The following is a 26,345-nucleotide window of genomic DNA, read 5'->3' as shown; positions in this document are numbered from 1 at the left end:
GGTTCGGGCCGGTGTCGGCTGGGTTCTGTGGTGCCGACGTCTGGGTGTGGGGGCTGTGGGGTGTTCTTCGGTGGCTCGTGCCTCGATCGCTGCGCGTTTTCGCCAACTTGGGGACGACAGTGGATGCGCTCACCCGTGTGCGCCCACCGACTGCCCCTCGCTGCCCGTTCAAAAAAACAGAACCTAGGCATGCGGGCTCCCCGACGAGCCGGCGGCTTCCACGATGACATTGGTCGACTTGACGAGGGCCGTGGCCACGCGGCCTACCTCCAGCCCCAGATCGTCGGCGGCCTCCCGGCTCATCAGCGACACCACACGCTGGGAGCCCACCTGTAGCTCTACCTGTGCCATGACGCCGTCGCGGGTCACGTCGGTGACCAGGCCGCGGAACCGGTTGCGCGCCGAGGATAGGTTCAGTCCGGGGTTGTGGCCGGTGCCGGAACGCATGAATTCCGCAAGGTCGGTGCCCGCCACGATCCGCCACCCTTGCTCATCGCGTTTGGCGGCCAGCCGTCCGGAGTCGATCCACCGCCGTACGGTGTCGCCGCTGACCCCGATCAGTTCGGCGACCTCGCTGATGCGGAAATTCGTCATGGAAACACCATACACATCGCAATTGCCAGCGAAAATAGAAATATCATCCGCAGGTGCCAGTGATGATCGCAAAACTATTCGCATCCGCGAATCCACGGCCGTGCTCGGCCGCCTCGGGAGTAGCGGTAGGGACAGCACTACCCCGAACTGGTGTGGTGTCGCCATGGCTCCGCGGGCCGCAGCGTCCTAGGTTGAACAGGAAGCCATACCACGGGGGAGGAGAGCAGACATGGGTGAAGCGCCGGCGGCTGTTCCCGACGCCGCCGCGGCGCCCGGCACTCCCGACGAGCCGGCCCTCCGTCCGTGGCAGCGGCGCGTCTTCGCGCTGCTGCACCTGCTCACCACGTTCGCCTTGGCGCCGCTGTACCTGCTGCCCGCCGTGCTGTTGTTCGCCGGCGTCAACCAGTACTCCACCGAGGTCTACGACGCGCTCACCGGACAGTGGTCGCTGCCGGGCCTGCTCGCGGCCACCGTCGCGCTGCTGGTGCTGCCGTTGAGCCTCCTGCTCGCCCGGTTGTGCTGCTGGTTGCAGAAGCGGCGGCTTGCGGCCATGTTCGGGATCAGGGAAACCAGCCTGACCGCCTCGCGCGAGGATCGGGGGGCCGTAGCCGCCGCGGTGGCCTACCTCTTCGGCCGAGAGGCGTGGACGGCCCTGCTCGCCTGTACCCTCGTCGGCCTGGTGGGCTGCACTGTCGGACTGCTCGCCTTCGCGCTGGTCGCCTACGGAATCGGTACCGCGGTGGGCACCGTCCTCGCCGTGGGCTATGTGCTGCTGGGGAGTATGGCCGGCACCCTGTCGCTCACCTCCATCGCCAACCTCGCAATGCCGCTGGTGCTGGCCGCGCCCGCCCCACTCCTGCTGGCCCTCGGGATCTGGTCAGCGCCCACCCTGGCGCGCCCGGAAATCGCGCTAGCGCGGCGCCTGCTGTTCGACCCTCCGGACAAGCGGGTGCGTCACCGCCTCGTGCACCTACAGGACACCCGGCTGCGCATGGTCGACGCCGCCGAGGCCGAACGTCGCCGCATCGAGCGCGATCTCCACGACGGTGCCCAGCAGCGCCTGCTCGCCGTCACTATGACGCTGACCCGGGCGCGTGCCAAGTTCGACCGCTCCCCGGAGCAGGCGCGTGCGCTGCTCGTCGAGGCTCAGGAGGAGGCTAAGGCCGTCATGGCGGAGTTGCGCGAGGTCGCCCGCGGGCTGCACCCGCGGGTCCTGAGCGACCATGGGCTGTCCGCCGCCCTGCCGGTGGCCGCCGGGCGCTGCCCAGTGCCGGTGTGGGTCGACGTCGACCTGCCCAAACGTCCCTCCAGCCGGGCGGAGGGCATCGCCTACTACGTCTCCTGCGAGGCCCTGACCAACATCGCCAAACACGCCCAGGCCACAACGGTGCGGGTGCGTTGCGAGCGCGTTGCGCGCCGCCGCGGCGATTTGCTGCGCGTCGTCGTCACCGACGACGGGGTGGGCGGAGCCGACCCCGAGACCGGAACGGGCCTGTACGGCCTGTGGGACCGGGTCAACGCCGTCGACGGCACGCTCGTCGTCGACAGTCCAGCCGGCGGGGGCACGGTCCTCACTGCCGACATCCCCTGGGAGGCATGACCGTGCGCGTGATCATCGCTGAGGACTCGGTACTGCTGCGCAGCGGCATGGCCAAGCTCCTTGAGGACGAGGGCATGGAGATCGTCGCCGCTGTCGGCGACGCCGACGAGCTCACGGCCGCCTTGGACAAGCACGGCGACGTGGACCTGTGTCTCGTCGACATCAGGATGCCGCCCACCTACTCCGAAGAGGGGATGCACGCCGCGATCGACATCCGCCGCGATTACCCCGGTGTCGCCGTCCTGTTGCTGTCGCAGCACGTGGTGGGCCGCTACGCCGCCGAACTGCTCGGCGGCGGCGCGACGAGGGTCGGTTACCTGCTCAAGGACCGGGTGGCCGACATCGACGAATTCATGGTCACCGTACGGCGCGTCGCCGACGGTGGCACGGCAATCGACCCGGAGGTGGTTGCGCAGTTGCTGAGCCGTACCGATCACAGTGCGCTGGACCTGCTCAGCCCCCGTGAAGGCGAGGTGCTGGCCGCGATGGCCGAAGGGCTGAACAACGCCGGCATCGCCGCGCGGCTGGTCATCACCGAGCGCGCTGTGGAAAAGCACATCAGGGCCATTTTCACCAAGCTCGACCTGGGCCACGACGACCACGACCACCGGCGAGTGCGCGCGGTCCTGCGCTACCTGCGCGGCTGTGGCGACGACACCGCCTCCTGACAGCCCCTGCGCCCATGAGAGGAAACGAGCATGACCTTCACCAGTCGCGGGCTCTACGCCACATCGAGCAAGATCCCCCGCCGGCGCCGCTACGGCTGGCTCGCTTTCGGCGCCGCCGTCGCTGTTTTGGCGGTGCTCCTGGGGGGCGTCAACGCGCTCGGCGCGATCCCGGTCGCCGTCGAGGGCAGGAACGACTCCTTCGAGGGGGTGCACGAAATCGTCATCGACAACGCCACCGTGGGCGAGGTCACCGTCACCGGCACCGATGACGGCGCCGTCACCGTGCAGCGGGAGTTGCAACGGGCCGTTACGGCCACGCCCGAGGAGAGCCTCGCCGCCGACGGCGGCACCCTGCGTGCCGAGGCCACCTGCACCGGAGGGTGGCTCTTCCTCGGAAGTAGCTGCGCCATCGACTACGAGATCCGGGTCCCCGCCGACGCCGACATCGCCATCGACGCCCGAACCTCCACCGGCGACATCACCGTCACATCGGTGCGCGGCGACATCACCGCCGCCAGCAGTACCGGGGAGTTGCGGTTCGAGGAGGTCACCGCAGCGTTGGATCTGGAGACCAGTACCGGCGAGGTCGAGGCGTCGGGCTCGGGCGAAAGCGCCACGGTCACCTCATCCACCGGTTCGGTCGACTTGGCCGACTTCACCGCCGACCGTTTCGACGTGCGCACCTCCACCGGCGATATCGCCATCGGCGGCGGTTTCACCGAGGTCGAACTCCAGACCTCCACGGGGGAGGCCACCATCGAGACCGGCGAGACCTTCGACAACATCACGGCCAACACCGGCACCGGGGATCTTGAGATCGAGGTTCCCGAAGGGGCTTACCACGTCACCGGCGACTCCACCAGCGGCGACCGCGAGGTCGACGTCAGTACCGACGCCGCCGCAGCAGCCAGCATCGACGCCACTACGACCACGGGCGAGGTCACCATCGAGGCGGATTAGCCCGCTTCTGGGGCTCCCGTGGCGGGGAGCGGTCGCCTCGGGGCCGTCCCCCGCGTGCACCGGCGCCGTGTCTGGATATGTCGCCCTATCGCTTACAGTGCTAGCGGCTAGCGGGTCAGTCGTTGGCGCGCGTGGGAGCAAACCAAGGCCGGGACGGAGCGCGACCATGGAAGCAACGTCATTCGCACAGGTGTGGCAGGACGTCTTCTCGACCCAGACCGCGCCACCGCAGTGGCTCGTCATCGCTACCGGTGTGGTGGCCCTGGTCGTCGTGGTGGCGCGCGGCCCTTGGCGGGTGGCCCGCAACGTGGTGACGATCGCCCACGAGGGCGGGCACGCGCTCGTGGCGCTCCTCAGCGGCAGGCAACTCACCGGTATCCGGCTGCACTCCGACACCTCCGGGGTCACCGTCTCCCGAGGTCGCACGTCTGGCATCGGCATGATTCTCACGGTCGCCGCCGGCTACGTCACGCCCTCGCTTGTGGGGCTCGTGGGCATTCTGCTGCTGTTGCAGGACCGCATCACCGCCCTATTGTGGATCAGCATCCTGGTGTTGACCGCCATGCTGCTGCTGATCCGCAACGTCTACGGGGTGGTCTCCGTGGTGGGAACCGGGGCAGTGGTGTTTTTGATCTCGTGGTTCACCCCCGCCGAGGTGCAGGCGGTGTTCGCCTACCTGTTCACCTGGTTCCTTCTGCTGGCAGGGGTGCGTCCGGTGTTTGAGCTTCAGGTGCAACGCAGCCGCCAGCCCTCGCCGCACTCCGACGCCGACCAGCTCGACCGGCTGACCGGCGTACCCGGCACTCTGTGGGTCGTCCTGTTCGGCGTGGTCAACCTGGCGACGCTGGGGGCCGGCGTGTGGCTGCTGCTGTTCTAGCCGCCGGGAGGGAAAACGGCAGCCGACTCAGCCGGTGCCCGTGGTTTCTACGGGGGCATTGAGGGCCGCCTCGACCGTCGGGAAGACGGGAATCCGAGTGTCGATTCCGGTGACCCGCAGGATCTGGGCCACCCGCTCCGACGGTGCGGCGATGAGCAGCCGACTGTCGTGCTCCTTGCCGGCCTTGTTGGACTGGATGAGCACCCGCAGCCCACTGGAGTCGATGAAGGCCAGGTTGGCGCAGTCGAGCACGACACGGCCGTGCTTGCACTCCCTGGCAGCATCGATGACGGCCCGGTGGAACTCGTCCTCGGTGGAGATGTCGATCTCCCCGTTCAGGACGAGGACGGTGCCGTCCTCATGGCTGCGATGGTTGATCTGCAAGGCGGGCATGCTCGCTCCGGGGTTATTCGCCGATGCCGTTGCCCGGCCGGAATGCATGGCGGCTCGGTCGTGCCCGAGATGGATACCGACCTTGGTTCCGCTGTTCAACGCGCTCGTCGGCGCGTTCATGTGGCGAAAGTGCTGTTTCATCCTTCGTGCTACCCCTCATGCCAGCGGTGAGACGCTGGACATGTACAAAGTGAACGTCGCGTGCCAGGGGTCGTGGAAATTCGGCGTGGGCGGCTGGGGCACCGACCCCGGCGCGAGTAACCGAGGTGGACGGATGTGCGGCTTAACTACGCGCCCGCTGCTTGTCCAGGCATTCATGTCCCAGGCAAGCCTCTGAGAGGCTATCACACTGGAATCCATCGATTTGTGACCTGCGATCGCTCACATGCTGCTCGTGACCTTATCCATCGTGACGCCTCAGCCGTGAGCAGCGCGTTAATCGGGGAGTGATAATAGACACCTCCTGTGCCGGTTGGGGAGACAGCGGTCACATTCGGGCGTTCAGTCGGCTGTGTCTCCTATGTCGCCGATCTATCAACCGGCTGGCGGTTGTGTCCAACGCTGGGGCCCTCGCGGCGCAGCACCCATGCGCACGCCGCCAGGGTCAGCGGGACCGCGACCGTCAGGGCCAAAGCCGGGATCGCGATCCCGGAATCGTTGGCTGCGAACCCGGCCAGCGCCGTCACCAGCGATCCCGTCAACCCCGCGCGTAGGGTCGGAGCGTACTCGTAGGCGCGCTGTAGCGCCCCCATGCGCCAGTCGGTCGGCTTGTTCAACACCGCGAACAGGAACAGCAGCGCACACGCCGAAAGCAAGGTCAACTGCCAGTTGCCCAGCGTGCCCAGCATCGCGTTGAGCTTACGGAAGACGATCGTCCACGCTTCGCCGCTGACGACCTGCTCGACGAACAGTCCGAAGTGGCTGCGCTCGTTAGGGGGGCGCAGGTAGTCCATGTAGGACAGCGTGCCCAGGAGGACTATGGCCGCGCCGACGACCCCGAGCAGCCGCGTCATCGTGATACGCAGCCCCGCGATCATCAGCACGGTCACCGCCAGGCCCGGCACGAGGGCGATCACCCCGCCGAAGTCGGTGCCCAGCCCGGGCCAGCCGATGACCAGCAGGGTGGCTCCGCCGATCAGCAGCGCCGCCACGACCGCCCAGGTGCGCCGGCCCCGCTCCAGCAGCACGTGGGCCAGGCCGGCTATGGTCATGAGCGTTCCGGTGGCAAACGTCGCGAAGGCGATGTTGCCCAGCCCGTAGTAGCGCCCGCCCACGATGGGGGTGTAGCCGGTGGGCGAGTTCATTTGCAGATGCGCGCCGGTGCACATGTCGACGAACAGCACCCCTGTGGTGATAGCGGCCACGATCGTGCTGGGGGCGAGCATGTCCCGCCGCCACGGACCTGCCATAGCTGCCCCCACCACGAGCGCGTCGGCCAGCAGCACACACCCCAACAGCGCCAGGTGCGGCATCGGCGCCGACCACCACGGGATGAGGTTGGCCAGATAGCTCGACACCGGGAACGCCGCTCCCCCCAACGCGACCACACGGGTCACCGACAGCACCACATGGCGTTTCTTGCGGTCGCGGTCGCCGTAACGCTTGAGGGTGTAGGCCGCGGCGGCATAAATCAACAACTGGATGGCGACCAGGCCACTGAAGAATCCGGCCATCAGCGATTCCACGACCTTGGCGGCTGTGTTGAACCGGATGAGCCGCTGTAGCGCCGTGTCGAAGTCGGCCGGCCGGTCGGCGACCATCCAGGCCCGCCCCACCGCCTCCGGCAGGCTTGGCAACTCCAGCGCACGCAGCAGTGTGGGCGTGATGTCGGTGAGCGTCACCAGGCCGGGGCGGCGCGTGGACTCCGAGGTGAGGTAGCCGCCGTCGTAGGTGGTGCCGTCAGGGCCGGTACCGTGCAATAGTGCCGCGTTGAGCTGGGAGTCTCCGGCCTCCACGGACACCCCGGCCACCATGAGGGGCGCGTCGTCGGGCAGGGTGGTGCGCACGACACCGATCTGCCGGTCGATCGCGGCCAGCCGCTCCACCCGATCGGCGGCGTCCACGGGTGCGGGCTCCGGTTCGGAGCGGTTATCGATCGAGGACTCCTCGTCCACCGTCTGGTCGGGGTGGGGCGGCAGTTCAAGGTAGAGGTCGGCGAGGTCGTCCAGGTCGATGACGGCCAGGCTGGCCTGCTCCCAGTGTTCGCGGCGCAGTTGGTCGACGTTGGTGAGGTAGTGGTCCACGCGCCCGTTCCGGTTGGCCGCGGCCAGCGCCGCACCGGGCCCGACGGCCAGTGTGGTGCCCCCGGATCGCTGAACCGCCTCGCCGAGCAGCCCCACCTGCGCGTCGAACTCCGAGCCGGTGTTGAAGGCCACGTGCTCGGGGTAGTCCGGCACCACAGCGCCCATGCCGCGCTGTTCGGGCAGCCGCGGAAGTTCGCAGATGGAATAGGTTTGGCGCTCGCTGGCGGCGCGCTGGCCGGCGGAGACACTCAACCAGCCGTCCACCGGGCAGGTGCGCGAGGTCGCGGTGCGGATCGACATCGTGCCGATCGCGCTGTTGTGGGCCAGCGCCCACAGGTGGGGGGTGGTCGTGGGAGTGATCTCCTCCCACACCAGCCCGGGCACCCCCACGAGCACGACTGGGCCGCTCGCACGTTCAGGCGGCGCGGCGCCGGCCGGCGCCGCGCCCAGGCTGAGCAGCCCCACGAGCACACTGAGCAGGGCTGCGATGAGTGTGGTGACACGCCGGTGGTTCCGCTTCATCCGCGGCCTCCACCGCCGTCCTCGCCGAGGCCGCGCGGCGCGCCCGCGTTCCCGCACGGCAGCGCTTCAGCCTCGGCGGCCTCCCGCTCACCCCGCCGAGGTCCGTGGCGACCCCACCGCGGTGGGGTCTTGGGCGCATGGCCGAGTCGGCGCCGATGAGGGGCGGCGGTGCCCTTTCCGGTGCGCGGGCGCCCTGGAGCGGGCGCTCCCGCCGCCGCGGGCGGGAAGCGCCGCGCTCGGGTGCGAGGAGAAGTCACCACGGTGCCGATCCCCCCTTGCTCGCCCCGCGGGTGCCTCTGGATTCACCGTAATGGCGGTGCGACGGTTGCCGGTGGAGCCGCTCCGCGGCGCCACGCGGGCCGGGTGGGGGCTGGCGTCACCCCTCCCGACTTCGGTGCTGGGCGCCGGCGACGCCGTCGTGGCCCTCGCTATGGTGCTCGCGTTCCGGGGGAGCCGGTGGGGGCTGGAGCCACCCGTTGTCGAGCGCGGACTCCGCGTCGTCGTCGCCGTCGGTCTCCCAACGGCGGGGGTAGCTCCACTCGCGGGCGCTGACCCCGACCCCCATCAGCAGGGTGACGATGGCGACCCCGGTGACGAGGTTGACCATCGCCGTGGCGAACTGTACGAGCGGTGGGTTCGACAGGCTGAATGGGCTGACGGTGGCCACTGCTGTGGCCAGCCAGACGATCCAGTTGAAAAATCGCAGCGCTCGGGGAGCGCTCACCAGCAGCAGGTGTAGCAGTCCGGTGGCGGTCAGCGCGGCCGTGGCCGCGGTGAGGGCGTGCAGGCTCGTTCCCACGCCGCCGAAATCGCCCGCCGTCGCGTCTGCGAACACCGGGATGTTGAGGACGCCGCGGAAGATGAGCGCGCCGACCAGGGTGGTCAGTCCCGCCACGACCGCTGTCGCCAATCCTCCCGCCCACAGTCTTGTCGCGTTGATTCTCCGTCCGCCACCGTTGCCGAAGCCATATCCGCCCATGCCGATCCCCCTGATGCGGCGCAGAAAACGGTCATAACCACAAATACCCGTAATTCACCGGCAATAATCCCTAAGGGTGTTTGTGTCGTGACGGAACGTCGTAGTGATGGTGGGGCGACAGCCAGGTAGGGAGTGGCGTGCCACCGCCCCTGCCCATCTGCGGTGAGCCCCCGTGGCCGGTCGCAGGGTTCTGTTTTGGAGGGGCGGCGAGGGCGGGCGGTGGGCGTACGCGGGTGAGCACCCCTCGCGGGCTGGCCAGATTGCGCAGCGATCGAGGCACGAGCCGACGACGCCCCCACAGCCCCTCCACCCCAGCCGTGCGAAAAACAGAACCTAAGACCCGAGCGCGATCGGTGTGCTTGAGCCGCGGCTGGCCGGGGGTGTCGTTTGGTCCCGAACCGGCCCCGCTCGTGACCGAATGCCCGGATCTCGCCGATCGCCGCCGGGGGTGGCAGTGTTATCCCGGGCGACGTCACCGATGTCGTGGGTGTGGCGACTGTGGACGCGCCTGGCGGTTGGACGTGTGGGCTCCGCCGGAGCGTCCCCGCACCCGTTCGTCACAATGGTCGCCGGCGCCCGCCGATCGTGGGAGCGCGGGCCGGGGGAAGGAGCGACACGGTTATGGACACTGGACTCGCGGGACGCACCGCCATCGTTCCCGGCTCCAGCAGCGGCATCGGTCTGGCGATCGCCACCATGCTCGCCGCGGAGGGGGCGAACGTGGTGATGGCAGCGCGCCGCGGCGACCTCTTGCGCCGCCACGCCGCCCAGTTGCCCTCCGCGCTGGCCGTGGAGTTGGACCTCACCGAGCCCGACGGCCCGTCCCGACTGGCCGACGCCGCCATCGGATGGTTCGGGGGCGTGGACGTGTGCGTGCTCAACGGCGGCGGACCGCCTCCCATGACTGCCGCCGAGATCAGCGACACCGAACTGTTGCGCGCGATGGAAACCCAGTTGCTCGCCCACCAGCGCCTCATCGCCGCCGTCCTGCCGGGCATGCGCGAACGCCGCTGGGGGCGGATCGTGGGCGTGGGGTCGTCGTTCGTGCAGGAGCCGGCGCCGCGCATGGTGGGCTCCAACGCCGGCCGCGCGGCACTGGCCAGCTACCTCAAGACCCTGGCCGCTGAGGTGGCACCAGAGGGGGTCACCGTGAACCTGGCGCTGCCCGGCCGCATCGACACCGACCGGCTGGTGGCGCTGGATCACGCCACGGCTGAACGCACCGGCCGCTCACCCGAACAGGTCCGCGCCGAGTCCATCGCCCGCATCCCCACTGGCCGGTTCGGCACCCCCGAGGAGTTCGCCGCCGTGGTCACCTTCCTGGCCAGCGAGCCGGCCTCTTATGTCACCGGCAGTCAGATCCGCTGCGACGGCGGTGTGCTGCGCTCCTTGTGACAGCGCGCCGACCCCGGCGCCTCCCACGCCTCGTGTTCACGGAGGCGCGGGGGTCCCTCACTCCTCGGCGGCCTCCGTCGCCTCGGCGTCTTCGGCCTGTTCGGCCGGCGCCGCCTGCTCCTCGCCGCCGATGTGGCGTTTCCACGGTCCGTCTTGGACCAGCCAGCGCGGCACCAGCCGCACCGGGAAGGGCAGGTCGGTCTCGAAGACGTCGGTGTCGACCGCTTGGGCCACCTCGCGGTACTCGCCGTCGACCAGCCGGAACTCGATCAGCGCCGGCTTCTCCAGCGCCGGGCTGACCACCCAGTAGGCCGGCACGCCGAACTCAGCGTACTCACGGCGCTTGGTGTGGTTGTCGCGGAACACGCTCTCCGGAGAGACCACCTCGACCACGAGGGCCGGCGGTGTGGTCTGGTAAGGACTGTCTCTTTCGTCGCAGCGCAGCACCGCCACATCGGGGATGCGATGGCGGGTGCGCATGTCGTTGAGGGTCATGCCTGGACTCGGATGAACCTCGAACTCCTCGGGCGCTGAGATGCCCAAGTGGACTACGAGCCGACCTTCGGCCCGTGTAGGGAGCGAGACGGGAGCCGCCGACACGTCAAGCCTCCCGTCGGCCAGCTCGTACTTGCGGCCGTCGTCCGGCGTATTCGCCAGATCGTCCACCGTCAGTGGCCGGTCCTGGGGGAGTGACACGTGGGGTGGTGTCTCGCTGATGCTCATGACAGTCATTGTGCCTCCCCGGGTACATGCGATCCAGCCTTGACCATCACAGAACGTCATCACAGGAAAACGCTAAGAAAACCCGAAAAGATCAGCGACACACCACTCAGGGTCGCCCCCGTCTATCGGCATCCGGCGCCGTGACCGCCCGCGCCGGGCTGTTCCGCTCAGGCCGACTGGCGCGCCCCCGCCGCTACGGGGGCTTCTTCCGGTGGTGTGCTCCCGTCCTGCCGCGCGGCGGCGCGCTTGGCGATCTTGCCGCGGCGGTCGGCGGGCACCACCAGCGGCGTGCCGGTCTCGGGGTCGGGGATGATCCGGCAGGGCAGCCCGAACACCTCCTCCACGAGTTCGGCGGTGATGATCTCGGCCGGATCGCCTTGGGCGACCACTTGGCCGTCACTCATCGCGATCAGGTGCGTGGCGTAGCGGCAGGCGTGGTTGAGGTCGTGCAGCACCGCCACGAGCGTGTGGCCGCGGTCGTGGTGCAGTTCGGCACACAGGTCCAAGACGTCCATCTGGTGGGCGATGTCGAGGTAGGTGGTGGGCTCGTCGAGCAGCAGCAGCGGCGTCTGCTGTGCCAGCACCATGGCCAGCCACACTCGCTGGCGCTGGCCGCCGGAGAGCTCGTCGACCATGCGCGAGCCCAGGTCCGAAACCCGCGTCGCCGCCATCGCCTCGGCGATGATGCGCTCATCGGCGCGCGACCACTGCTTCAGGAACTTCTGGTGCGGGTAGCGGCCCCGCGCGACCAGGTCGGCCACGGTGATGCCGTCCGGCGCGATCGAGGACTGCGGCAGCAGCCCCAACCGTCGCGCCACCTCCTTGGAGGGGTAGGAGCTGATGAGCCTGCCGTCGAGGTGGACGGCGCCGGCCGCCGGCTTGAGCATCCGCGACAGCGCCCGCAGCAGCGTGGATTTACCGCAGGCGTTGGGACCCACGATCACCGTCAGGGAGCCGTCGGGGATGGTGATCCCCAACTCCCGCGAGATGACGCGCTGGTCATAGGCCAGCGTCAGGTTCTCTCCCCACAACCGTGCGGGCTCGGACATGGTGCTCTCCCCTCGATGGGTACGACGTGCGCGACTTGCGTGTCTCGGCCGGCTCACCCCCGGCCGGTGCGCCATTCCCGGTACAACAGCCACACCAGGTAGCTCCCGCCCACCACGGCCGTGACCACCCCCACGGGAAGCTGGATGGGCGCCAGTGCCCGCTGGGCGATGAGGTCGGCGGTCAAGAGCAGGAAACCTCCCATCAGCCCGGCGCCCAACAGCGTCGTGCCGTTGGCGCGCACCAGTCGCCGCGCCAGTTGCGGCGCTGCCAGCGCGATGAAACCGATCGGCCCCGCCACGGCGATGCCGAAACCGGTCAGGGCGCTTGCCGTCAGCAGCGCCGTGGCCTGTGTCGCCTGTGTGGGCACCCCCAGGGCCCGCGCGCTGTCCTCGCCCATCTCCATCAGCCGCAGCCGCGGCCCCAGTCCAAGAATGAGGGGGATCAGCACGCCGGTGCCGCAGCTAACAGCGACGACCTGCGTCCAGTCGCGGCCGTTGAGGCTGCCCACGAGCCAGACTTGCGCGGTCATCGCCTCAGTCAGTTCGGCGCGTGTCATCAGGTAGTCGCGCGCCGATAGCAGCATCGCGTTGACGCCGATGCCCACCAGGATCAGCCGGTAGCCCTGCACGCCGCGTTTGAGCGCCAGCAGATAGACCAGGCCGGCCGTGCCCAACCCCCCGATGACCGCGCCGATGGAGGTCTGGGTCATGCCGCCGCCCAGCACCAGGATGGTCAGGACCGCGCCGGTGGCCGCGCCGCTGGTGAAGCCGATGATGTCGGGGCTGCCCAGGGGGTTGCGCGACAGGCTCTGGAACACTGCGCCGGCCACGCCCAGCGCCGCTCCCACCAGGATCGCCGTCAACGCGCGCGGCAGCCGCATGCCCTGCACGAAGAAGACGTCGAGCCGTTCGCCCTCCCCGGTCAGCGCCAGGAGTACCCGCGGCAGCGGGATCTCGTAGTCGCCCACCATCAGGGTTATGGCGAACACGACGAGCGTGGCCGCCACGAGTGTGCCGTAGATGAAGGTCATCCGCGTACGGAGCCGAAACGACACCGCGTCCCCGGCGAGCCGCACCACACGCACGGCGTCGCCACTGTCGCGGCGCCCCTGCCGCGTGCGGTCGGCTGCGGGGGCGGGCTGGCTCTTGGTCGTGCTCAAAGCTGGGCCATCCTGGTGCGGCGAACGAGCGCGATGAACACGGGGGCGCCGACGAGTGCCGTGATAATGCCGACCTCCAATTCCCCGCTGGGCAGCACGATCCGGCCGAGGGTGTCGGCTCCTACGAGCAAGATCGCGGCGAGCACAGCGGAGTAGGGCAACACCCAGCGTTGGTCGGGGCCGGTGATGGCGCGGGCCACGTGCGGAATGGTCAACCCCACGAACCCGATCGGGCCGGCAGCCGCCGTCGCCCCGCCACACAGCAGCACGATCGCCAGCGCCGACACCGCGCGGGTGCGGTTGATGCGCGCTCCCAGGGCGGCGGCCATGTCCTCCCCTAGGGCGATCGCGTTGAGGGAGGACCCGAGAAACAGCGCGATGGCAAGCCCGATGAGCAGGAACGGCAGCACCTGCGCGAAGATGGCCATGTCACGGCCCACCAGCGACCCGACCTGCCAGAACCGGATCTGGTCGAAGACGAAGTCGTTGACGATGACGATGCCGTTCATCAGGCCGATGAGGACGGCCGCCACGGCGGTCCCGGCCAGCGCCAGCCGCACCGGCGTCGCCCCGGTTCGCCCGCGCGATCCCAGGAAATAGACCACGAACGCTGTCACCGCGGCGCCAAGGAAACCGAACCACACATACGAGGTGAGGTCGGTCAACCCGAAGATGAAGATCGCGACGACCACTGCCATGGCGGCCCCGGCGTTGATGCCGAGCAGCCCGGGGTCGGCGATCGGGTTGCGGGTGAGCGCCTGCATGAGTGCCCCGGCCACGCCGAGGGAGGCGCCGATGGCTATTCCGAGGACAGTGCGCGGGAGCCGTAGCTCGAAGATCACGTCCTGGTTGTAGGAGCCTTGGTCGTCGATCAGCGCGTGCCACACCGTGGGGAGCGGGATGGGTTTGGCTCCCACGGAGATGCTGAGCATCACGCACAGCACCAGCACTCCGAGTCCGACGAGCAGGCCGACGACGCGTAGCAGTTGGACGCGGGTGTGCGCCGTGGTGCGCTGGTTCAGGGCCGCGCGAGCTGCCAAGGCGTCATCGGTGTTCTCGCTGTCGGCGATGGCGGAGGAGGGACGTTCCAGGGTCATCGCGCCCCACCCGGGCACCCGGGATGGGGGCGCCGAAACCGTAGATCCACCACTTCCTCCGGAGCGACGTGCATAAACTTAGTAAAGGCTAACCTACATCGTAGGATGGCGGAAGTGCGCATCTCTCACATACCCACCCCCATCACCCCACGTCGGGCCATCGATACTTGACGCATGGGAAAGCAGCGGGAGCGTCCCCGCAGCCACTGGGATGTTCCGACGTGAGCGGGTATGGTTTTCCAGTGGTGTCCTGTCCCGCCGCAAAAGCGGGGAACAGGGGAGGTTCAGGTTTCACGTTTGGGGGGCAGATCGGGGGCATGGAGGTCACCGAAGTTCTACTGCCCGGTGTGGGGATTCGCTACGAGTTCACCACCGCTGAAGGCGAACGGATCGGCATCGTGGCGCACCGTAGTGGTGACGCCGAATTGGTGCGCTACAACGGTCCCGACCCCGACGAGCCCCAGTCATTGCTCAGGCTCACCCCCGAGGAGTCCGACGCCCTCTCTGAGATCCTTGGCGCGCCCCGAGTGGCGGAGCGTTTCGCTGACCTGGCCAAAGAGATCCCGGGGCTGAGCGCAGGCCAGATGGAGTTGCCGTCGGATTCCTCTTTCGTCGGTAAGACGCTGGGGGAGACCCGTGCCCGCACCAGGACAGGTGCTTCGATCGTGGCTTTGGTGCGAGGCGAGGACGTGATCGCCTCTCCCGGCCCTGAGCAGTCCCTCCAGGCAGGTGACATCCTCGTTGTCATTGGTACGCATGAAGGTATCGCGGGTGTCCAAGCCATAATCGACGGCTGAGCGGTGATCGTGCCATGCACGTCTCCGCGACTTTGCTCATGGAACTGGGCGCGGTCTTCCTCGTGCTCAGTTTTCTCGCTGCGGTAGCGCGCCGGTGGGCGTTCTCTCCCGTCCCGCTGTACCTGCTTGCCGGGTTGGCGCTGGGGGAGGGGGGCATCGCCCCGATCCCCGCTGTAGGGGAGTTTGTCGAAACCGGCGCGGCCATCGGCGTCGTCCTGTTGCTGCTCCTGCTCGGCCTGGAGTTCTCCACCACCGAGTTCACCCACAGCCTCCGGCGTCACCTGCCTTCGGCGCTGGTCGACGGCTTGCTCAACGCCGTGCCGGGGGCGTTGCTGGGCTGGGTGCTGGGGCTGAGTTGGGGTGGGTGCCTCGCGCTGGCCGGCATCACCTGGATCTCCTCCTCCGGGATCGTGGCCCGGCTGCTGAGCGACCTGCGGCGCTTGGGTAACCGGGAGACCCCCTCAGTGCTGTCCATCCTGGTGCTGGAGGACATCGCTATGGCGATCTACCTGCCCCTCATGGGGTCGCTGGCTATCGGCGGCACCCTGGGGCAGATGTCCCTGGCGCTCGGTACGGCCCTGTGCGCTCTCGCCCTGGCGTTTTTCGTGTCGCACCGGCTGCACCACGTGTTGGGGCGCTTGGTCGACACCCAGCACTCCGAACAGTTTCTGCTTCGGGTGATGGGGTTGACGCTGCTGGTGGCTGGTCTCAGCGAGTTCGCCCGTGCTTCGGCGCCGGTGGGGGCGTTTTTGATCGGGTTGGCGTTGAGCGGGCCGCTGGCTGATCGGGCGCGCCGGGTGATCGAGCCGGTGCGGGACCTGTTCGCCCTCGTCTTCTTCCTGGCGATCGGGCTGACGATCGACCCGCGCGAGTTGGTTCCGCTGCTACCGGTGGCGCTGGCCTTGGCGGCTGTTACCGCTGTGACCAAGGTGCTCACCGGGTGGTACGCGGCGCGGCGCGAGGGGGCGGCCTTGCGTGGTCGGCTGCGTGCGGGCACCGTGCTGATCGCGCGTGGGGAGTTTTCGATCGTGATCGCGGGTCTGGCGGCGGGGATCGAGCCTTCGCTGGTCCCGTTGGCTGCGGCCTATGTGATCACGCTGGCCATCGCCGGCCCGATCGCCACCTACCTCGTCGGTGTTCTGCCGGCGCGGAAAGCGCCGCGCCGGAGGCAGTCGGAGGCCGGTGCGTGAGTGTGTCCGGGGGTGGGGCCGGTTCACGGGCTGGCCCCACCCCGCTGGACCCCCGATGGGCGGGGAAAGGCGGGAACACCCATCGGGAATTCGGTGAGGGCTCAAGCGGGTCAGTCGGAGTAGGCGACCTCGCAGCGGAAGGTGTCCTGGAGTACGAAGTTCTCAGGGGAGAGCCGGTGGGGACCGTTGACGAGGAGGTCGAACGAGACCGGTTTGTCGGGCGCGATGTCGTTGTTCCACGAGAGGCCGTCCACGTGGACGAGACCGCCGGTTTGGGCCCAGTCCACCCCCTGGGCGTCGGCGATGACCTCATCGTTGACGAAACTCCATCGCAGGACCCAGTCCTGGATCTCCTGGGGCGTGTTGTTCTTCACTGATACGGAGGCGACGTAGCGCAGGGTGGTGCTGGTTGCCCAGGTGTCGGAGACGTGGAAATCGACCTGGCAGGCGGGGGCTGCCGTGGCGTCCTCGGCGGGGGCGGCCACGGTGAGCGCGCCGAGAACAGCGGTGAGTGCGCCGAGCAGGGGGATGGTGCGTAGGAGCCGCACAGCCATGTTCCTTTCTCGCGGAATGCGCACTGGGCGCGTGGCACGAACGCGGCCCGGCCGCTAGCCGGGGAGTGGGAGGAGAGGGGCGGCTGCCGCCGAGCTCGCGTTCGCGTGGGGGATAGGCGCCGTAGAGGCGCAACCAGGCTGTTACCACCCCGCCTTCGGGTCCGCTTCTCACACACATCTTGGGAGCGCTCCCATAATGATGTGATTCTGCTCTCATGTCAACGGCTCGTGATGGCTAAATTACCTCCCGGTGAGGCTGGTTGCGTACCGCCGATGCTCACGGCAGATGGGGCACGCGGATTTCCTTCCGTGCCTCGCGCCGTTCCCGATCGACGGGGCGCGGGAACGGCCGTATAGCGGGGCGGCCCCGCCGTCGCCGGTCCACGGGAACTCAGGAACTGGCCGTGGTGGTACGCGGCGGCGTGAACACCCGAACCGGCGGGGGCTCACCCGCGTAGCGTTCGACCTCCACCAGCGCGTGTTGGCCGGTACACCCCTGGCTCAGCGACGAGGTGCCAACATCGGCGGTGAGCACGTTGGGGTTGCCGTGGACACACGTGGCCTCGCCGGCCTGCGCCCCGGAGGGGTCGTACCAGGCGCCGGTGGAGAGCTGCACCACCCCGGGACGCACGTCGTCACTGATCACGGCCCCGGCCAGACAACTCCCCCGGTCGTTGGCGACCCGCACCACGTCACCGTCCCCGATCCCCCGCACGGCGGCGTCGTCGGGGTGCAACCGGATCGGCGCGCGCTCGGCGACCTTCTGGGAGCGGCTGTGCGCGCCCATGTCCTGTTGACTGTGCAGCCGGCCACTGGGCTGGTTGGCCACCAGCAGCAGCGGCCATGTCTGGGAGCGCTGCGAGCCCAGCCGCTCCTGGGGCGCCAGCCATGTCGGATGCCCAGGGCAGTCGGAGTAGCCGAACCCGTCGATGGTGGCCGAGTACAGTTCGATCCGGCCGCTGGGAGTCTGTAGCGGCGCCGAATCGGGATCGGCCCGAAACGCGCCGAGCAGGGTCTCGTCCTCGGTGCGGCCGGGGAGGTCCACGCCCCCCGCCTCCCAGAATTCGGCGAAGTTCGGCAGTGCCTGGCGCCAGCGGCGGCGCCACTTCTCGTAGAGGTGGGCCAGCCACTGCGCCGAGGTCCGGCCTTCGGTGAAGGCCAGCTCGGCCCCCAACCTGCCGGCCAGGGCGGCGAACGTGTCGTATTCGTCGCGTGCCTCGGCGTGGGGCGGGACCGCCCGCGGCATGGCCCGCAGTCGCACGTCCCCCTGGCTTGCCGCGTAGTCGTCGCGCTCCAGCGTGGTCGTGGCGGGCAGCACGATGTCGGCGTGGCGGGCGGTGGCGGTCCAGTGCGTCTCGTGGACGACGACCGTCTCTGGCCGCCCGAACGCGCGGCTGAGCCGGGTGAGGTCCTGATGGTGGTGGAAGGGGTTGCCGCCTGACCAGTAGACCAGCCGGATGTCGGGGTAGCGTTGCCGCCGGCCGTTGAAATCGAACGGCTCGCCCGGGTGCAGCAACATGTCGCTCACGCGCGCGACCGGGATCTTCGTGGGGATCGGGTTGATGCCCTGCGGCAGCGTGGGCAGCCCGCCGGGGGTGGCGCCACCCCCGTAGTTGCCCATCGACCCGTAGCCAGTGGCGAACCCGCCGCCGGGCAGCCCCACCTGGCCTAGGCACGCGGCCAGGGCCATGCCGGCCCACAGCGGCTGTTCGCCGTAACGGGCGCGCTGCACCGACCAGCCCACGTTGACCAAGGTGCGGCCGGCCGCCGCCCGGCGGGCCAGGTCGCGCAGCGCCTCCGCGGGCAGGCCGCTGAGCGCGCCCGCCCACTCCGGTGTCTTCGCCACGCCGTCGGACTCGCCCAGCACATAGCGGCGGAGTACGTCGGCGCCGACGGTGTAGCGCTCCAGAAACTCCGTGTCGGCTCGCCCCTCCGTGAACAACACGTGCATCAGCGCCAGCAGGACGGCGGTGTCGGTGCCGGGGGAGGCGGCCAGCCACTCGGCTTTCATCTCCGCCATGGTGTCGTCGCGCAGCGGGCTGATCGAGACCACGCGCACCCCTCGCCGCGCCGCCTCGCGCATGCCCGGTTCGGCGATGTGGGCCGCCCGGCCGCCTGAGACGGTCCAGGTGTTGGAGACCCGCAGACCGCCGAAGGTGATGATGAGGTCGGTGTGTTCGGCGATAGCTCCCCAGGTGACGGGGCGGCGCAGCAGGTCGTGGGCACCCCGTGCGCCCACGACGTGTGGGAACAGCACCTCGACGGCGGCGTGGCTGTAGGTGTCACGCGAGCCGGTGTAGCCGCCGAGAGTGGTGAGGAAGCGGTGGAGTTGGCTTTGGCAGTGGTGGAACCGTCCGGCACTGCCCCAACCGTAGGACCCGCCGTAGATGGCGGCATTGCCGTAGTCGCCGCGCACCCGCTCCAGTTCACCGGCGAGCACGTCGAGGACGCTCTCCCAACACAGCTCCACATACTCGTCGTCGGGAGCGCCGCGCCGATCGTCGGCGCCGGGGCCGTTGTCGAGCCAGCGCCGCCGTACGGTCGGGCATGCGACGCGTGTGGGGTGGTGTTGGGCGTCGGGGGTGTTTTCGATGATGGGGGAGGGCGCTGGGTCGTTGGGGTCGGGTCTGACTCCCACGACCCGTCCTTGCTGCACGAGGACCTCGTAGGAGCCCCAGTGGCTGCTGGTGGGGATGGGTACTGACATTGGCGTCCTCTCCCGTGTGGATGCGGGAGATTCCTCCTGCCCCGGGGCGCGGAGCTCGTTGTGGGTTCCCGCTTCCTCGATCGGCGCCGTAACGGGGTGCCGTGTTTGTCTGGTTTGGTCAGGTTCTGGGGCTGCGCGGATTGGTGCCGGTGTTCTCCCGGTGCGTCGCTTCGACGATGCCGCTCACGTGGCGGGGAACCGTGGGGAACAGTCTGATTCGCATTATTCGGGGCGGTTTGTCCCGCTAGCGGAAAACGTTACGTCAAACATGGGCGCAGTTCACCCCAAAGTCACACTGCCGTAACGGGCGGGCAATGCTGGCGCGGCGCCGCAAGGTCGCCCCTGGTGATCTCCGCGTTGCCCTGCCCAGCTCGGCTGTGCCTGGGGAGGGCGCCAGCTTACGCGGCCTTGCTGAGCAAACCTGGGAGAGGGTGTCCACAACCGGCCGTCGGCTCGGGTGCCAGACTTGGGGCGTCGGCGGGGAGAACCGGTGAGAAGAGGTGTTCATGAGTGCGACAGTCTCGCGGTCGCGGCGGTCGGTTCTGGCGGTTCCGGGCTCGAACCCGCGGTTCATCGACAAGGCGCGCGGGCTGGCTGTGGATGCGTTCTTCCTGGACCTGGAGGACGCCGTCGCGCCGCTCGAAAAGGACGCGGCGCGTGACACGGTCGTGGCGGCGCTGAACGAGGGTGGATGGGACGGCAAGGTCCGCACCGTGCGGGTCAACGACCTCACGACCGAGTGGACCTACCGCGATGTCATCACCGTCGTCGAGGGGGCCGGAGCCGCCCTCGACTGTCTAGTGCTGCCCAAGGTGACCGAGGCGAGCCATGTGCGGTGGCTGGACCTGTTGCTCACCCAGATCGAGCGGGCCAACGGTCTGGAGGTCGGCCGGATCGGTATCGAGGCTCAGATCGAGGACGCCCGTGGGCTGGTCAACGTCGACGACATCGCTGCCGCCTCGCCCCGCGTGGAGACGCTGGTCTACGGTCCGGCCGACTTCATGGCCTCGCTCAACATGAAGACTCTCGTGGTGGGGGAGCAGCCGCCCGGCTACGAGCCCGGCGACGCCTACCACTATGTGCTGATGCGCATGCTGATGGCCGCGCGTGCCAACGACCTACAGGCCATTGATGGTCCCTACCTACAGATACGCGACGTTGAAGGGTTTCGCCGCGCCGCCGGGCGCACCGCCGCGCTGGGCTATGACGGTAAGTGGGTGCTGCACCCGAGCCAGGTGGAGGCGGGCAACGAGATCTACGCTCCCTCCCAAGAGGACTACGACCATGCCGAACTCATCCTTGACGCCTATGAGCACGCCACTACGGTGCAGCGGCGCGGCGCGGTGATGCTCGGCGACGAGATGCTCGACGAGGCGTCGCGCAAGATGGCGCTGGTCGTGGCCGGTAAAGGCCGCGCGGCCGGGCTCCGGCGCACCAAAAGCTTCGTCCCGGATGCCGCCGAGGGGTAGCCAGGACGCGAGGAAAACCGGACGTCACCCGGCCGGAGCGGGAGTCTCCCCGCCGGGTGTCAGGACAGCGGCCATGGTCTGGGCCTTGACCATGGTCTCGGTGAACTCCTCGACCGGGTCGGACAGGGCGACGATGGCCCCGCCGGTGCCGAAGCTGACCCGCTCGTCGGTGGCCACGAGGGTGCGGATGACGATGCTCAGGTCGGCCGCACCGCTGAGACCGAACCACCCCAACGCCCCCGAGTAGACCCCGCGCGGTCCCTCTTCGAGGCGGTCGATGATGGCCATGGTGCGGACCTTGGGCGCTCCGGTCATCGAGCCACCGGGGAATGCGGCGCGGACGCAGTCCACGGCCGAGGTAGCGGCCCGCAGCCGCCCCCGGACGGTCGAGATGAGTTGGTGCACCGGCGCGTAGGTCTCTACCTGGAACGACTGGGGAACGTGCACCGAACCGATCTCGCACACGGTGGCGAGGTCGTTGCGGACCAGGTCGACGATCATCAGGTTCTCGGCACGATCCTTCTCGCTGCCCAGCAGGTCCGCGCGCAGCCAGGCGTCGTGTTCCGGGCTTTGTCCGCGTGGGCGCGTGCCTTTGATGGGTTTGGACTCCACCCGGCCGGCCGCGCTGACCGACAGGAAACGCTCCGGGGAAGCGCTGAGCACGCGCAGTTCGGGGAACTCCAGCAGCGCTCCGTAGGGCACCGGGCTGAGCGTGCGCAGGTGCGCGTATGCGCGTCGGGCGTCGAGCGCGACGTTCTTCGTAGCGGTGTTGGTCAGGCAGACCTCGTAGGATTCGCCGTCGCCGATCTCGGACAGGCACTCGGCGATGCGTTTGAGGTAGTCCTCCCGGTCGTGGCGCAGTTCGACTCCCTGCCCTCTCAGCTCGGTATCGGCTCGGGGGCACGGCCTCGTCAGCGGTGTCGTGCTCGCCTGGGACGCGGGGGGCAGTGAGCGCAGCCGCTCCTCGGTGGCCTCCAGCCACGCCGTGGTCGCGGGGTCGTCGGCTCGTGGGCTCAGGCACAGCAGGTAGCTGACCCCTTCGGCGTGGTCGAGCACCAGCATCCGGTCGACGAACAGCAGCGCCGCGTCGGGTGTTTCGGCGCGGTGGGCGGCAGCGCCGCCGGTCTCGGCTTTGAGTTCGTAGCCGAGATAGCCGACGTAGCCGAGGTTGAACTCGAAGGGCAGGTCCGCGGGTGGTGCCACATGGCGCTGGCGTAGTTGGGTGTTGAGGTAATCGAAGAAGGGCTGGGGTATCCGTTCGGGCTCCCGTCCGGGGCGACGCACGGTGACGGTCCCCTCGTCGACTCGGTAGCTGACGTGCTCGGCGTGTGGACCGCTGCCGTCGCCCATGAAAGAGAACCGGGACAGCCCGTCGGCGACGAGGCTGCTGTCGAGCCAGAAACGGGTGTGGGCATCGCCGAACAGCGTCTCGTGGGCGGTTTCCGGGTCGGGGAGCAGCGGTAGCCGCCGCATCTGCACGTTGTAGGCAAGGCGCTCGGGTGAGGCCGGTGCCGCCGGCAGGGCCGGGACGCGCCGGCGTCGGGCTGGGGTGAGGTCGCGGAAACGGGCGAGCAGGTCGTGTCCGTGCTCGGTGGCGATCGACTCGGGGTGGAACTGTACGCCCCACAGCGGGGCGTGGCGGTGACGCAGCCCCATCAGCACCCCGTCGCCGGTCCAGGCGAGCCCTTGGAGTGCGGCGGGCAGCCGGGTCACGGCCAGCGAGTGGTACCGCACCGCCCTGAACGGGGAGGGCAGAGCCTCGAAGATGGTCTGGCCGGTGTGGTGGATTTCGCCGACCCGGCCGTGCATCGGCGCGGGGGCGTGGGCGACCTCGCCGCCGTACAGGTGGGCGATGCCCTGGTGTCCTAGGCAGATGCCCAGGATCGGCAGGCCGCTTTCGCGGATCGCGCGGGCACTGACCCCGACATCGTCGGCGCGCTGCGGACGGCCGGGACCGGGTGAGATCACGATGTTGTCCACCTCGCCCAGCGGTAGCTCCCGCCAGGGGGTGTCGTTGCGGACCACGGTGGGTGGCGCGCCGTTCACCTGGCCCAGGAGCTGATACAGGTTGTAGGTGAAGGAGTCGTAGTTGTCGATCAGCAGTGTGCGCATGAGGTTCGGGGTTCCTGGCTCGTCCTGTGCGGGTGAGGCTCCTCGCACGGGGCGCAGACGTGTGGCTCAGCGATCCTTTGGCGCAGCGGGCGGCCTCGTGTCCTACCTCGGTGTGTGGGGATCGCGTCGCCTCAGGGCCGGTCGTGTGCCGCCGGGGCCACCGCCCCGTGCTGCCGCTCCGGCTCCGCTGCCGCTCGGCCGCCTAGCCATGCCTGGCCGCGCCGGCCGCCGAAGGGGCGGCCATGATCGTCGCGACGTGTGGCTGCCGGCTATTCCGGGCATCGAGAATAGCCGGCAGCCATTCTTGTGGCGATACCGGGGGAGGGCCGCCTCGGCCCGGCACCTCACCGCCAGCCGGTCACCCCTGACCGGGGCGCCAGTGGGCGGCACCGCGGGCGGCGCTGCCCCCCGCGTAGCCCCCGGCGGTCAGCGCCAACGCCGCACACCCGCCCAGGAGCGCAGCCAGCGACGAGGGCGGGGGCATCGGGATATCCAGGGTCTGGCGCAGCGTGCCGCTCAGTCCGAGCGTCAGTGCCGCCGCGCAGCCTCCCGCCCCAAGCAGCGGTAAGGTCAAAAACCCCAGCGCGACTCTGATGAACAGGCCACGGCGTTCGGTGAGGGCGGTCAACGGCCCCAGTGCGCGGGCGAAGCGCAGAAATTCGGCACTGGCGCTGACCATGGCCGCTGTGGTGAGCAGGACCAGCCCACACAGGCCCAACAGCACTCCCCACTCGGCGCGCCGATCGTCGTCGACCGCCCCGAGCAGCCAGCTCTCCCCGAAACGGGTGACCGTGGCCCCCGGCGCCAGCACTGGGAGAACCCGGTTTTTGAGCTGGTCCAGCGACGGCGCCGTCGTAGGGGGACTGAGCACGACCAGTTTGGCCTGCGGGCGGTCGTTCTCGGCGGGTTCCGAATCCGCTATGGGGGCGACCCGCACGGTCACGTCACCGGCCGGCCCACCGCTCAACCAGTGCAGCAGTTCCTGAGCGCGCGTATCACCGTCCGATGCCGTCAAGACGGTGGGGGTTGGAGAACACGCCACCTCCATCTCCCGCAGTGCCGCGCACGGGCCGCGTATGGCGGTGGCTGCGCCGCTCGCGCCCGCGGCGGGGCGCACGGCCAGGAGGTGGCTCTGCTCGGGGAGTGCGTCCTCGATCGCGGCCACCCGTTCCTCGGTGAGCCGCTGCGGTTCGATCAGCAGCACGGAGTCACCTACCCGTTCCTGGGAGGCCCGTGCCCGCGCCAGACCCGAGGAGCCCGAGGCGGCGAAGTATTGGATATGCACGACGACGATGACACCGATGACCACCGGAGCGACCAACCGGGCGATGACGCCGGGGTGGGCGGCGCACCAGCGGCCCGCCACCACGACAGCGGCGTGGCCACGCCCCAACGCCGCCACGATCCGGCCCACGGCAGCGGTCAGGGCCGCGAACGCGGCGGGCAACAGTGCCGCGGTCCCGAACAGTCCCACCGCGTACACGGGGACACCGAACGGGCTCCCGGGAGGCAGGAAGGCAGCCCCCTGCGCGATGAACAGCGACAGCGCGAACAGGCCGATCCGCCATGTCCCGGAACGCCGCCCCAACGGGCGCAGCCACCTGCGTCGGCGCCCGGGCCGCGCCCGTAGCATGACGGTGGCGGTCGGCAGCGCGAGCGCCGCTGCGGTGAGAGCCAGCACCACCGCCCACCACCAGCGCCGTAGGTCGGCCGCGTAGACCGTGTAGTCGAATCCGGGCAGTGCTACACCGGCCGACAGCGACAGTGCCGCCAGCGCCGTCCCCGCGGCCAGTCCCACCGCCACCGGAAGCGCCGACTCGCCGAGAGCCACCAGCACTCGCTGCCGGTTGCCCGCGCCGAGCGCGTGCAGCAGCGCGGTGCGGCGGTCCCGGTCGTAGGCGCCGAACCGCGCGGCCACAACGCCCAGCGCCAGAGCAGGCAGCAGCACCAGCACACCGTAGGCGGCGACCATCAGTTCGGCCGCCGCTCTACCGAGCAGGGTGGCCGAGTCGCCGAACAGGATCGGAGCAGCGGAAGCGCCGAAGCCGGCGATCTCGAACACCGACGGTCGCTCGGCCCGCGCTCCCTGCTCCACCCCGACGTAGATGAGCCGTTCGCGGGAAGAGATCACTCCTGAGGAGCCGATCACGCCGACGAGCCGGCCATAGCGTGTCTCGACGGTCTGGGTGGCACCGTCGGCGACGAGCCCGGGCGAGAGATAGACCTCTCCGGGAGCCGGCCACCGGGGGAGCCCCGGTGGAGGTGGAGCTGTCTCGTCGAGTGCCGTCAGGTAGACCACGGATAGACCGGCCTCACCGATGGAGTCCCGGTGCTCCTCCCACAGCCCGACCGGGGGCCCGTCCTGCTCCGCGGAGATCACGACCGGGGAGCGAGCCTCGGCCCGCGCGCCACGGCCGTCGAAGGTGGCCACGACCGCCACCAGGCCAAGGAGAGCACACGTCAACGCCAGTGAAGCCAGCGCCAAAGCGAGAAAGCGCGTCCGGTCGCCCGGTGTGCCTTTCCCGGCCGACCACCCGATCCGCAGCAGCGCCGCGCCGAGTCCCCTTTCCCTCATCCCGCCACCTCGGCCAGGTGTCCCGCGTCCAATCGCACCCGCTGGTCTCCGTAGCCGGCGACGTGGCGATCGTGGGTGACCACGAGCAGCGCGCACCCGCGTTCGCGAGGCAATGAGAACAGGGTTTCGGCGACGTTGTCTCTGCTTTCCGGGTCGAGGGCGCCCGTGGGCTCGTCGGCCAGCAGCACGGTGGGCTCGGTGATCAACGCACGCGCTACCGCCGTGCGCTGCCGCTCGCCGCCGGAGAGGTCGTCCGTGCGCGTGTGCGCGTAGGGGACCCCAAGGTCGTCGAGGAGTCGCTGGGCGTTCGGGTAGGCGTCGCGGCGACCGCGTCCGGCGAGCAGAGCGGCCAAGGCGACGTTTTCCACCGGGCTGAGTTCGGGGAGCAGCTCCCCGTCCTGGAAAACCATGCCCATGGTCGTTCGGCGCAGCCGGGCGCGCGCCCGTGGCCACATCCGGGTGATCTCCTGGCCGTCGACGGTGATACGGCCGGCGCTGGGTTTGCAGAGCCCCAGCAGGCACATCAGCAGAGTGCTCTTACCGCTGCCGCTGGGGCCCGTCACCACGATCGATCTTCCCGGCGCCACCCGCATGTTCACGTCTTGAAACAGCGTTCGCCCGCCTAGGCGGTAACCGAGCCCCGCCACGTCGAGGGCGCTCGGCGCGTGGCCTGTCATCGTG

Annotated in this window: 21 protein-coding genes; 8 read left to right on the top strand and 13 right to left on the bottom strand. The window is 69.4% G+C overall.

Features of this window, described 5'->3' with window-relative positions; translation table 11 throughout:
• Positions 1–183: 183 nt before the first annotated feature.
• Entirely contained in the window at positions 184–594 is a 411-nt protein-coding gene (locus ABD848_RS16515; protein WP_344972899.1) for a TOBE domain-containing protein, read from the bottom strand.
• 229 nt (positions 595–823) lie between these two features.
• Between ABD848_RS16515 and ABD848_RS16510 the strand changes: the two genes are divergently transcribed.
• From ABD848_RS16510 to ABD848_RS16495, 4 genes are all read left to right on the top strand, one after another.
• The gene (locus tag ABD848_RS16510; protein ID WP_344972897.1) at positions 824–2,194 is read left to right on the top strand and encodes a sensor histidine kinase; all 1,371 of its coding nucleotides are present in this window, start codon (positions 824–826) and stop codon (positions 2,192–2,194) included.
• Positions 2,195–2,196: 2 nt separating this feature from the next.
• On the top strand, positions 2,197–2,862 hold the full coding sequence (locus ABD848_RS16505) for a response regulator transcription factor (RefSeq protein ID WP_344972973.1): 666 nt from the start codon (positions 2,197–2,199) through the stop codon (positions 2,860–2,862).
• Positions 2,863–2,892: 30 nt separating this feature from the next.
• Entirely contained in the window at positions 2,893–3,822 is a 930-nt protein-coding gene (locus ABD848_RS16500; protein WP_344972895.1) for a DUF4097 family beta strand repeat-containing protein, read from the top strand.
• 166 nt (positions 3,823–3,988) lie between these two features.
• Complete coding sequence (locus ABD848_RS16495) at positions 3,989–4,699, top strand: M50 family metallopeptidase (RefSeq protein WP_344972892.1); 711 nt, start codon at positions 3,989–3,991, stop codon at positions 4,697–4,699.
• Between the two features lie 27 nt (positions 4,700–4,726).
• Here ABD848_RS16495 and ABD848_RS16490 read toward each other — a convergent pair whose 3' ends face one another.
• From ABD848_RS16490 to ABD848_RS16480, 3 genes are all read right to left on the bottom strand, one after another.
• Positions 4,727–5,212, bottom strand: a complete 486-nt coding sequence (locus tag ABD848_RS16490) for an STAS domain-containing protein (protein WP_344972890.1) — start codon at positions 5,210–5,212, stop codon at positions 4,727–4,729.
• Positions 5,213–5,610: 398 nt separating this feature from the next.
• Positions 5,611–7,857, bottom strand: coding sequence for a glycosyltransferase family protein (locus ABD848_RS16485; protein ID WP_344972885.1), 2,247 nt, complete (start codon positions 7,855–7,857; stop codon positions 5,611–5,613).
• Between the two features lie 376 nt (positions 7,858–8,233).
• Positions 8,234–8,767, bottom strand: coding sequence for a DUF6069 family protein (locus tag ABD848_RS16480; protein WP_425567570.1), 534 nt, complete (start codon positions 8,765–8,767; stop codon positions 8,234–8,236).
• A 690-nt stretch (positions 8,768–9,457) separates the two neighbouring features.
• Between ABD848_RS16480 and ABD848_RS16475 the strand changes: the two genes are divergently transcribed.
• Entirely contained in the window at positions 9,458–10,231 is a 774-nt protein-coding gene (locus ABD848_RS16475; protein ID WP_344972880.1) for an SDR family oxidoreductase, read from the top strand.
• 57 nt (positions 10,232–10,288) lie between these two features.
• Here ABD848_RS16475 and ABD848_RS16470 read toward each other — a convergent pair whose 3' ends face one another.
• From ABD848_RS16470 to ABD848_RS16455, 4 genes are all read right to left on the bottom strand, one after another.
• Positions 10,289–10,963, bottom strand: coding sequence for a Uma2 family endonuclease (locus ABD848_RS16470; protein WP_344972878.1), 675 nt, complete (start codon positions 10,961–10,963; stop codon positions 10,289–10,291).
• 158 nt (positions 10,964–11,121) lie between these two features.
• Complete coding sequence (locus ABD848_RS16465; protein WP_344972971.1) at positions 11,122–12,078, bottom strand: ABC transporter ATP-binding protein; 957 nt, start codon at positions 12,076–12,078, stop codon at positions 11,122–11,124.
• The gene (locus ABD848_RS16460; RefSeq protein ID WP_425567575.1) at positions 12,057–13,088 is read right to left on the bottom strand and encodes a FecCD family ABC transporter permease; all 1,032 of its coding nucleotides are present in this window, start codon (positions 13,086–13,088) and stop codon (positions 12,057–12,059) included. Before ABD848_RS16460 ends, ABD848_RS16465 begins: the two co-directional genes overlap by 22 nt.
• Before the next feature lie 71 nt (positions 13,089–13,159).
• Positions 13,160–14,260, bottom strand: a complete 1,101-nt coding sequence (locus ABD848_RS16455; protein WP_344972876.1) for a FecCD family ABC transporter permease — start codon at positions 14,258–14,260, stop codon at positions 13,160–13,162.
• A 317-nt stretch (positions 14,261–14,577) separates the two neighbouring features.
• Between ABD848_RS16455 and ABD848_RS16450 the strand changes: the two genes are divergently transcribed.
• Together ABD848_RS16450 and ABD848_RS16445 are read left to right on the top strand one after the other, a co-directional pair.
• Complete coding sequence (locus tag ABD848_RS16450; RefSeq protein ID WP_344972874.1) at positions 14,578–15,057, top strand: cation:proton antiporter regulatory subunit; 480 nt, start codon at positions 14,578–14,580, stop codon at positions 15,055–15,057.
• Positions 15,058–15,071: 14 nt separating this feature from the next.
• Positions 15,072–16,247 (top strand): cation:proton antiporter, encoded by a 1,176-nt coding sequence (locus tag ABD848_RS16445; RefSeq protein ID WP_344972872.1) that lies wholly within the window; start codon positions 15,072–15,074, stop codon positions 16,245–16,247.
• Between the two features lie 110 nt (positions 16,248–16,357).
• Here ABD848_RS16445 and ABD848_RS16440 read toward each other — a convergent pair whose 3' ends face one another.
• Together ABD848_RS16440 and ABD848_RS16435 are read right to left on the bottom strand one after the other, a co-directional pair.
• Entirely contained in the window at positions 16,358–16,795 is a 438-nt protein-coding gene (locus tag ABD848_RS16440; RefSeq protein WP_344972870.1) for a cellulose binding domain-containing protein, read from the bottom strand.
• Between the two features lie 397 nt (positions 16,796–17,192).
• The gene (locus ABD848_RS16435) at positions 17,193–19,508 is read right to left on the bottom strand and encodes a molybdopterin-dependent oxidoreductase (RefSeq protein WP_344972868.1); all 2,316 of its coding nucleotides are present in this window, start codon (positions 19,506–19,508) and stop codon (positions 17,193–17,195) included.
• Positions 19,509–20,014: 506 nt separating this feature from the next.
• Between ABD848_RS16435 and ABD848_RS16430 the strand changes: the two genes are divergently transcribed.
• Positions 20,015–20,977, top strand: a complete 963-nt coding sequence (locus ABD848_RS16430; protein ID WP_344972866.1) for an HpcH/HpaI aldolase/citrate lyase family protein — start codon at positions 20,015–20,017, stop codon at positions 20,975–20,977.
• 24 nt (positions 20,978–21,001) lie between these two features.
• Here the strand turns inward: ABD848_RS16430 and pabB are convergent, their stop codons facing one another.
• The 3 genes from pabB to ABD848_RS16415 form a co-directional block, all read right to left on the bottom strand.
• The gene (gene pabB / locus ABD848_RS16425) at positions 21,002–23,089 is read right to left on the bottom strand and encodes an aminodeoxychorismate synthase component I (RefSeq protein ID WP_344972864.1); all 2,088 of its coding nucleotides are present in this window, start codon (positions 23,087–23,089) and stop codon (positions 21,002–21,004) included.
• 358 nt (positions 23,090–23,447) lie between these two features.
• Positions 23,448–25,664 (bottom strand): FtsX-like permease family protein, encoded by a 2,217-nt coding sequence (locus ABD848_RS16420; RefSeq protein ID WP_344972862.1) that lies wholly within the window; start codon positions 25,662–25,664, stop codon positions 23,448–23,450.
• Entirely contained in the window at positions 25,661–26,341 is a 681-nt protein-coding gene (locus tag ABD848_RS16415) for an ABC transporter ATP-binding protein (protein WP_344972860.1), read from the bottom strand. Before ABD848_RS16415 ends, ABD848_RS16420 begins: the two co-directional genes overlap by 4 nt.
• Between the last annotated feature and the right edge of the window lie 4 nt (positions 26,342–26,345).

Source organism: Salinactinospora qingdaonensis (genome assembly GCF_039539445.1).
GTDB lineage: Bacteria > Actinomycetota > Actinomycetes > Streptosporangiales > Streptosporangiaceae > Salinactinospora > Salinactinospora qingdaonensis.
The sequence above is the reverse complement of the archived record's forward strand: the minus strand, read 5'-3'. Positions and strand labels throughout refer to the sequence as shown.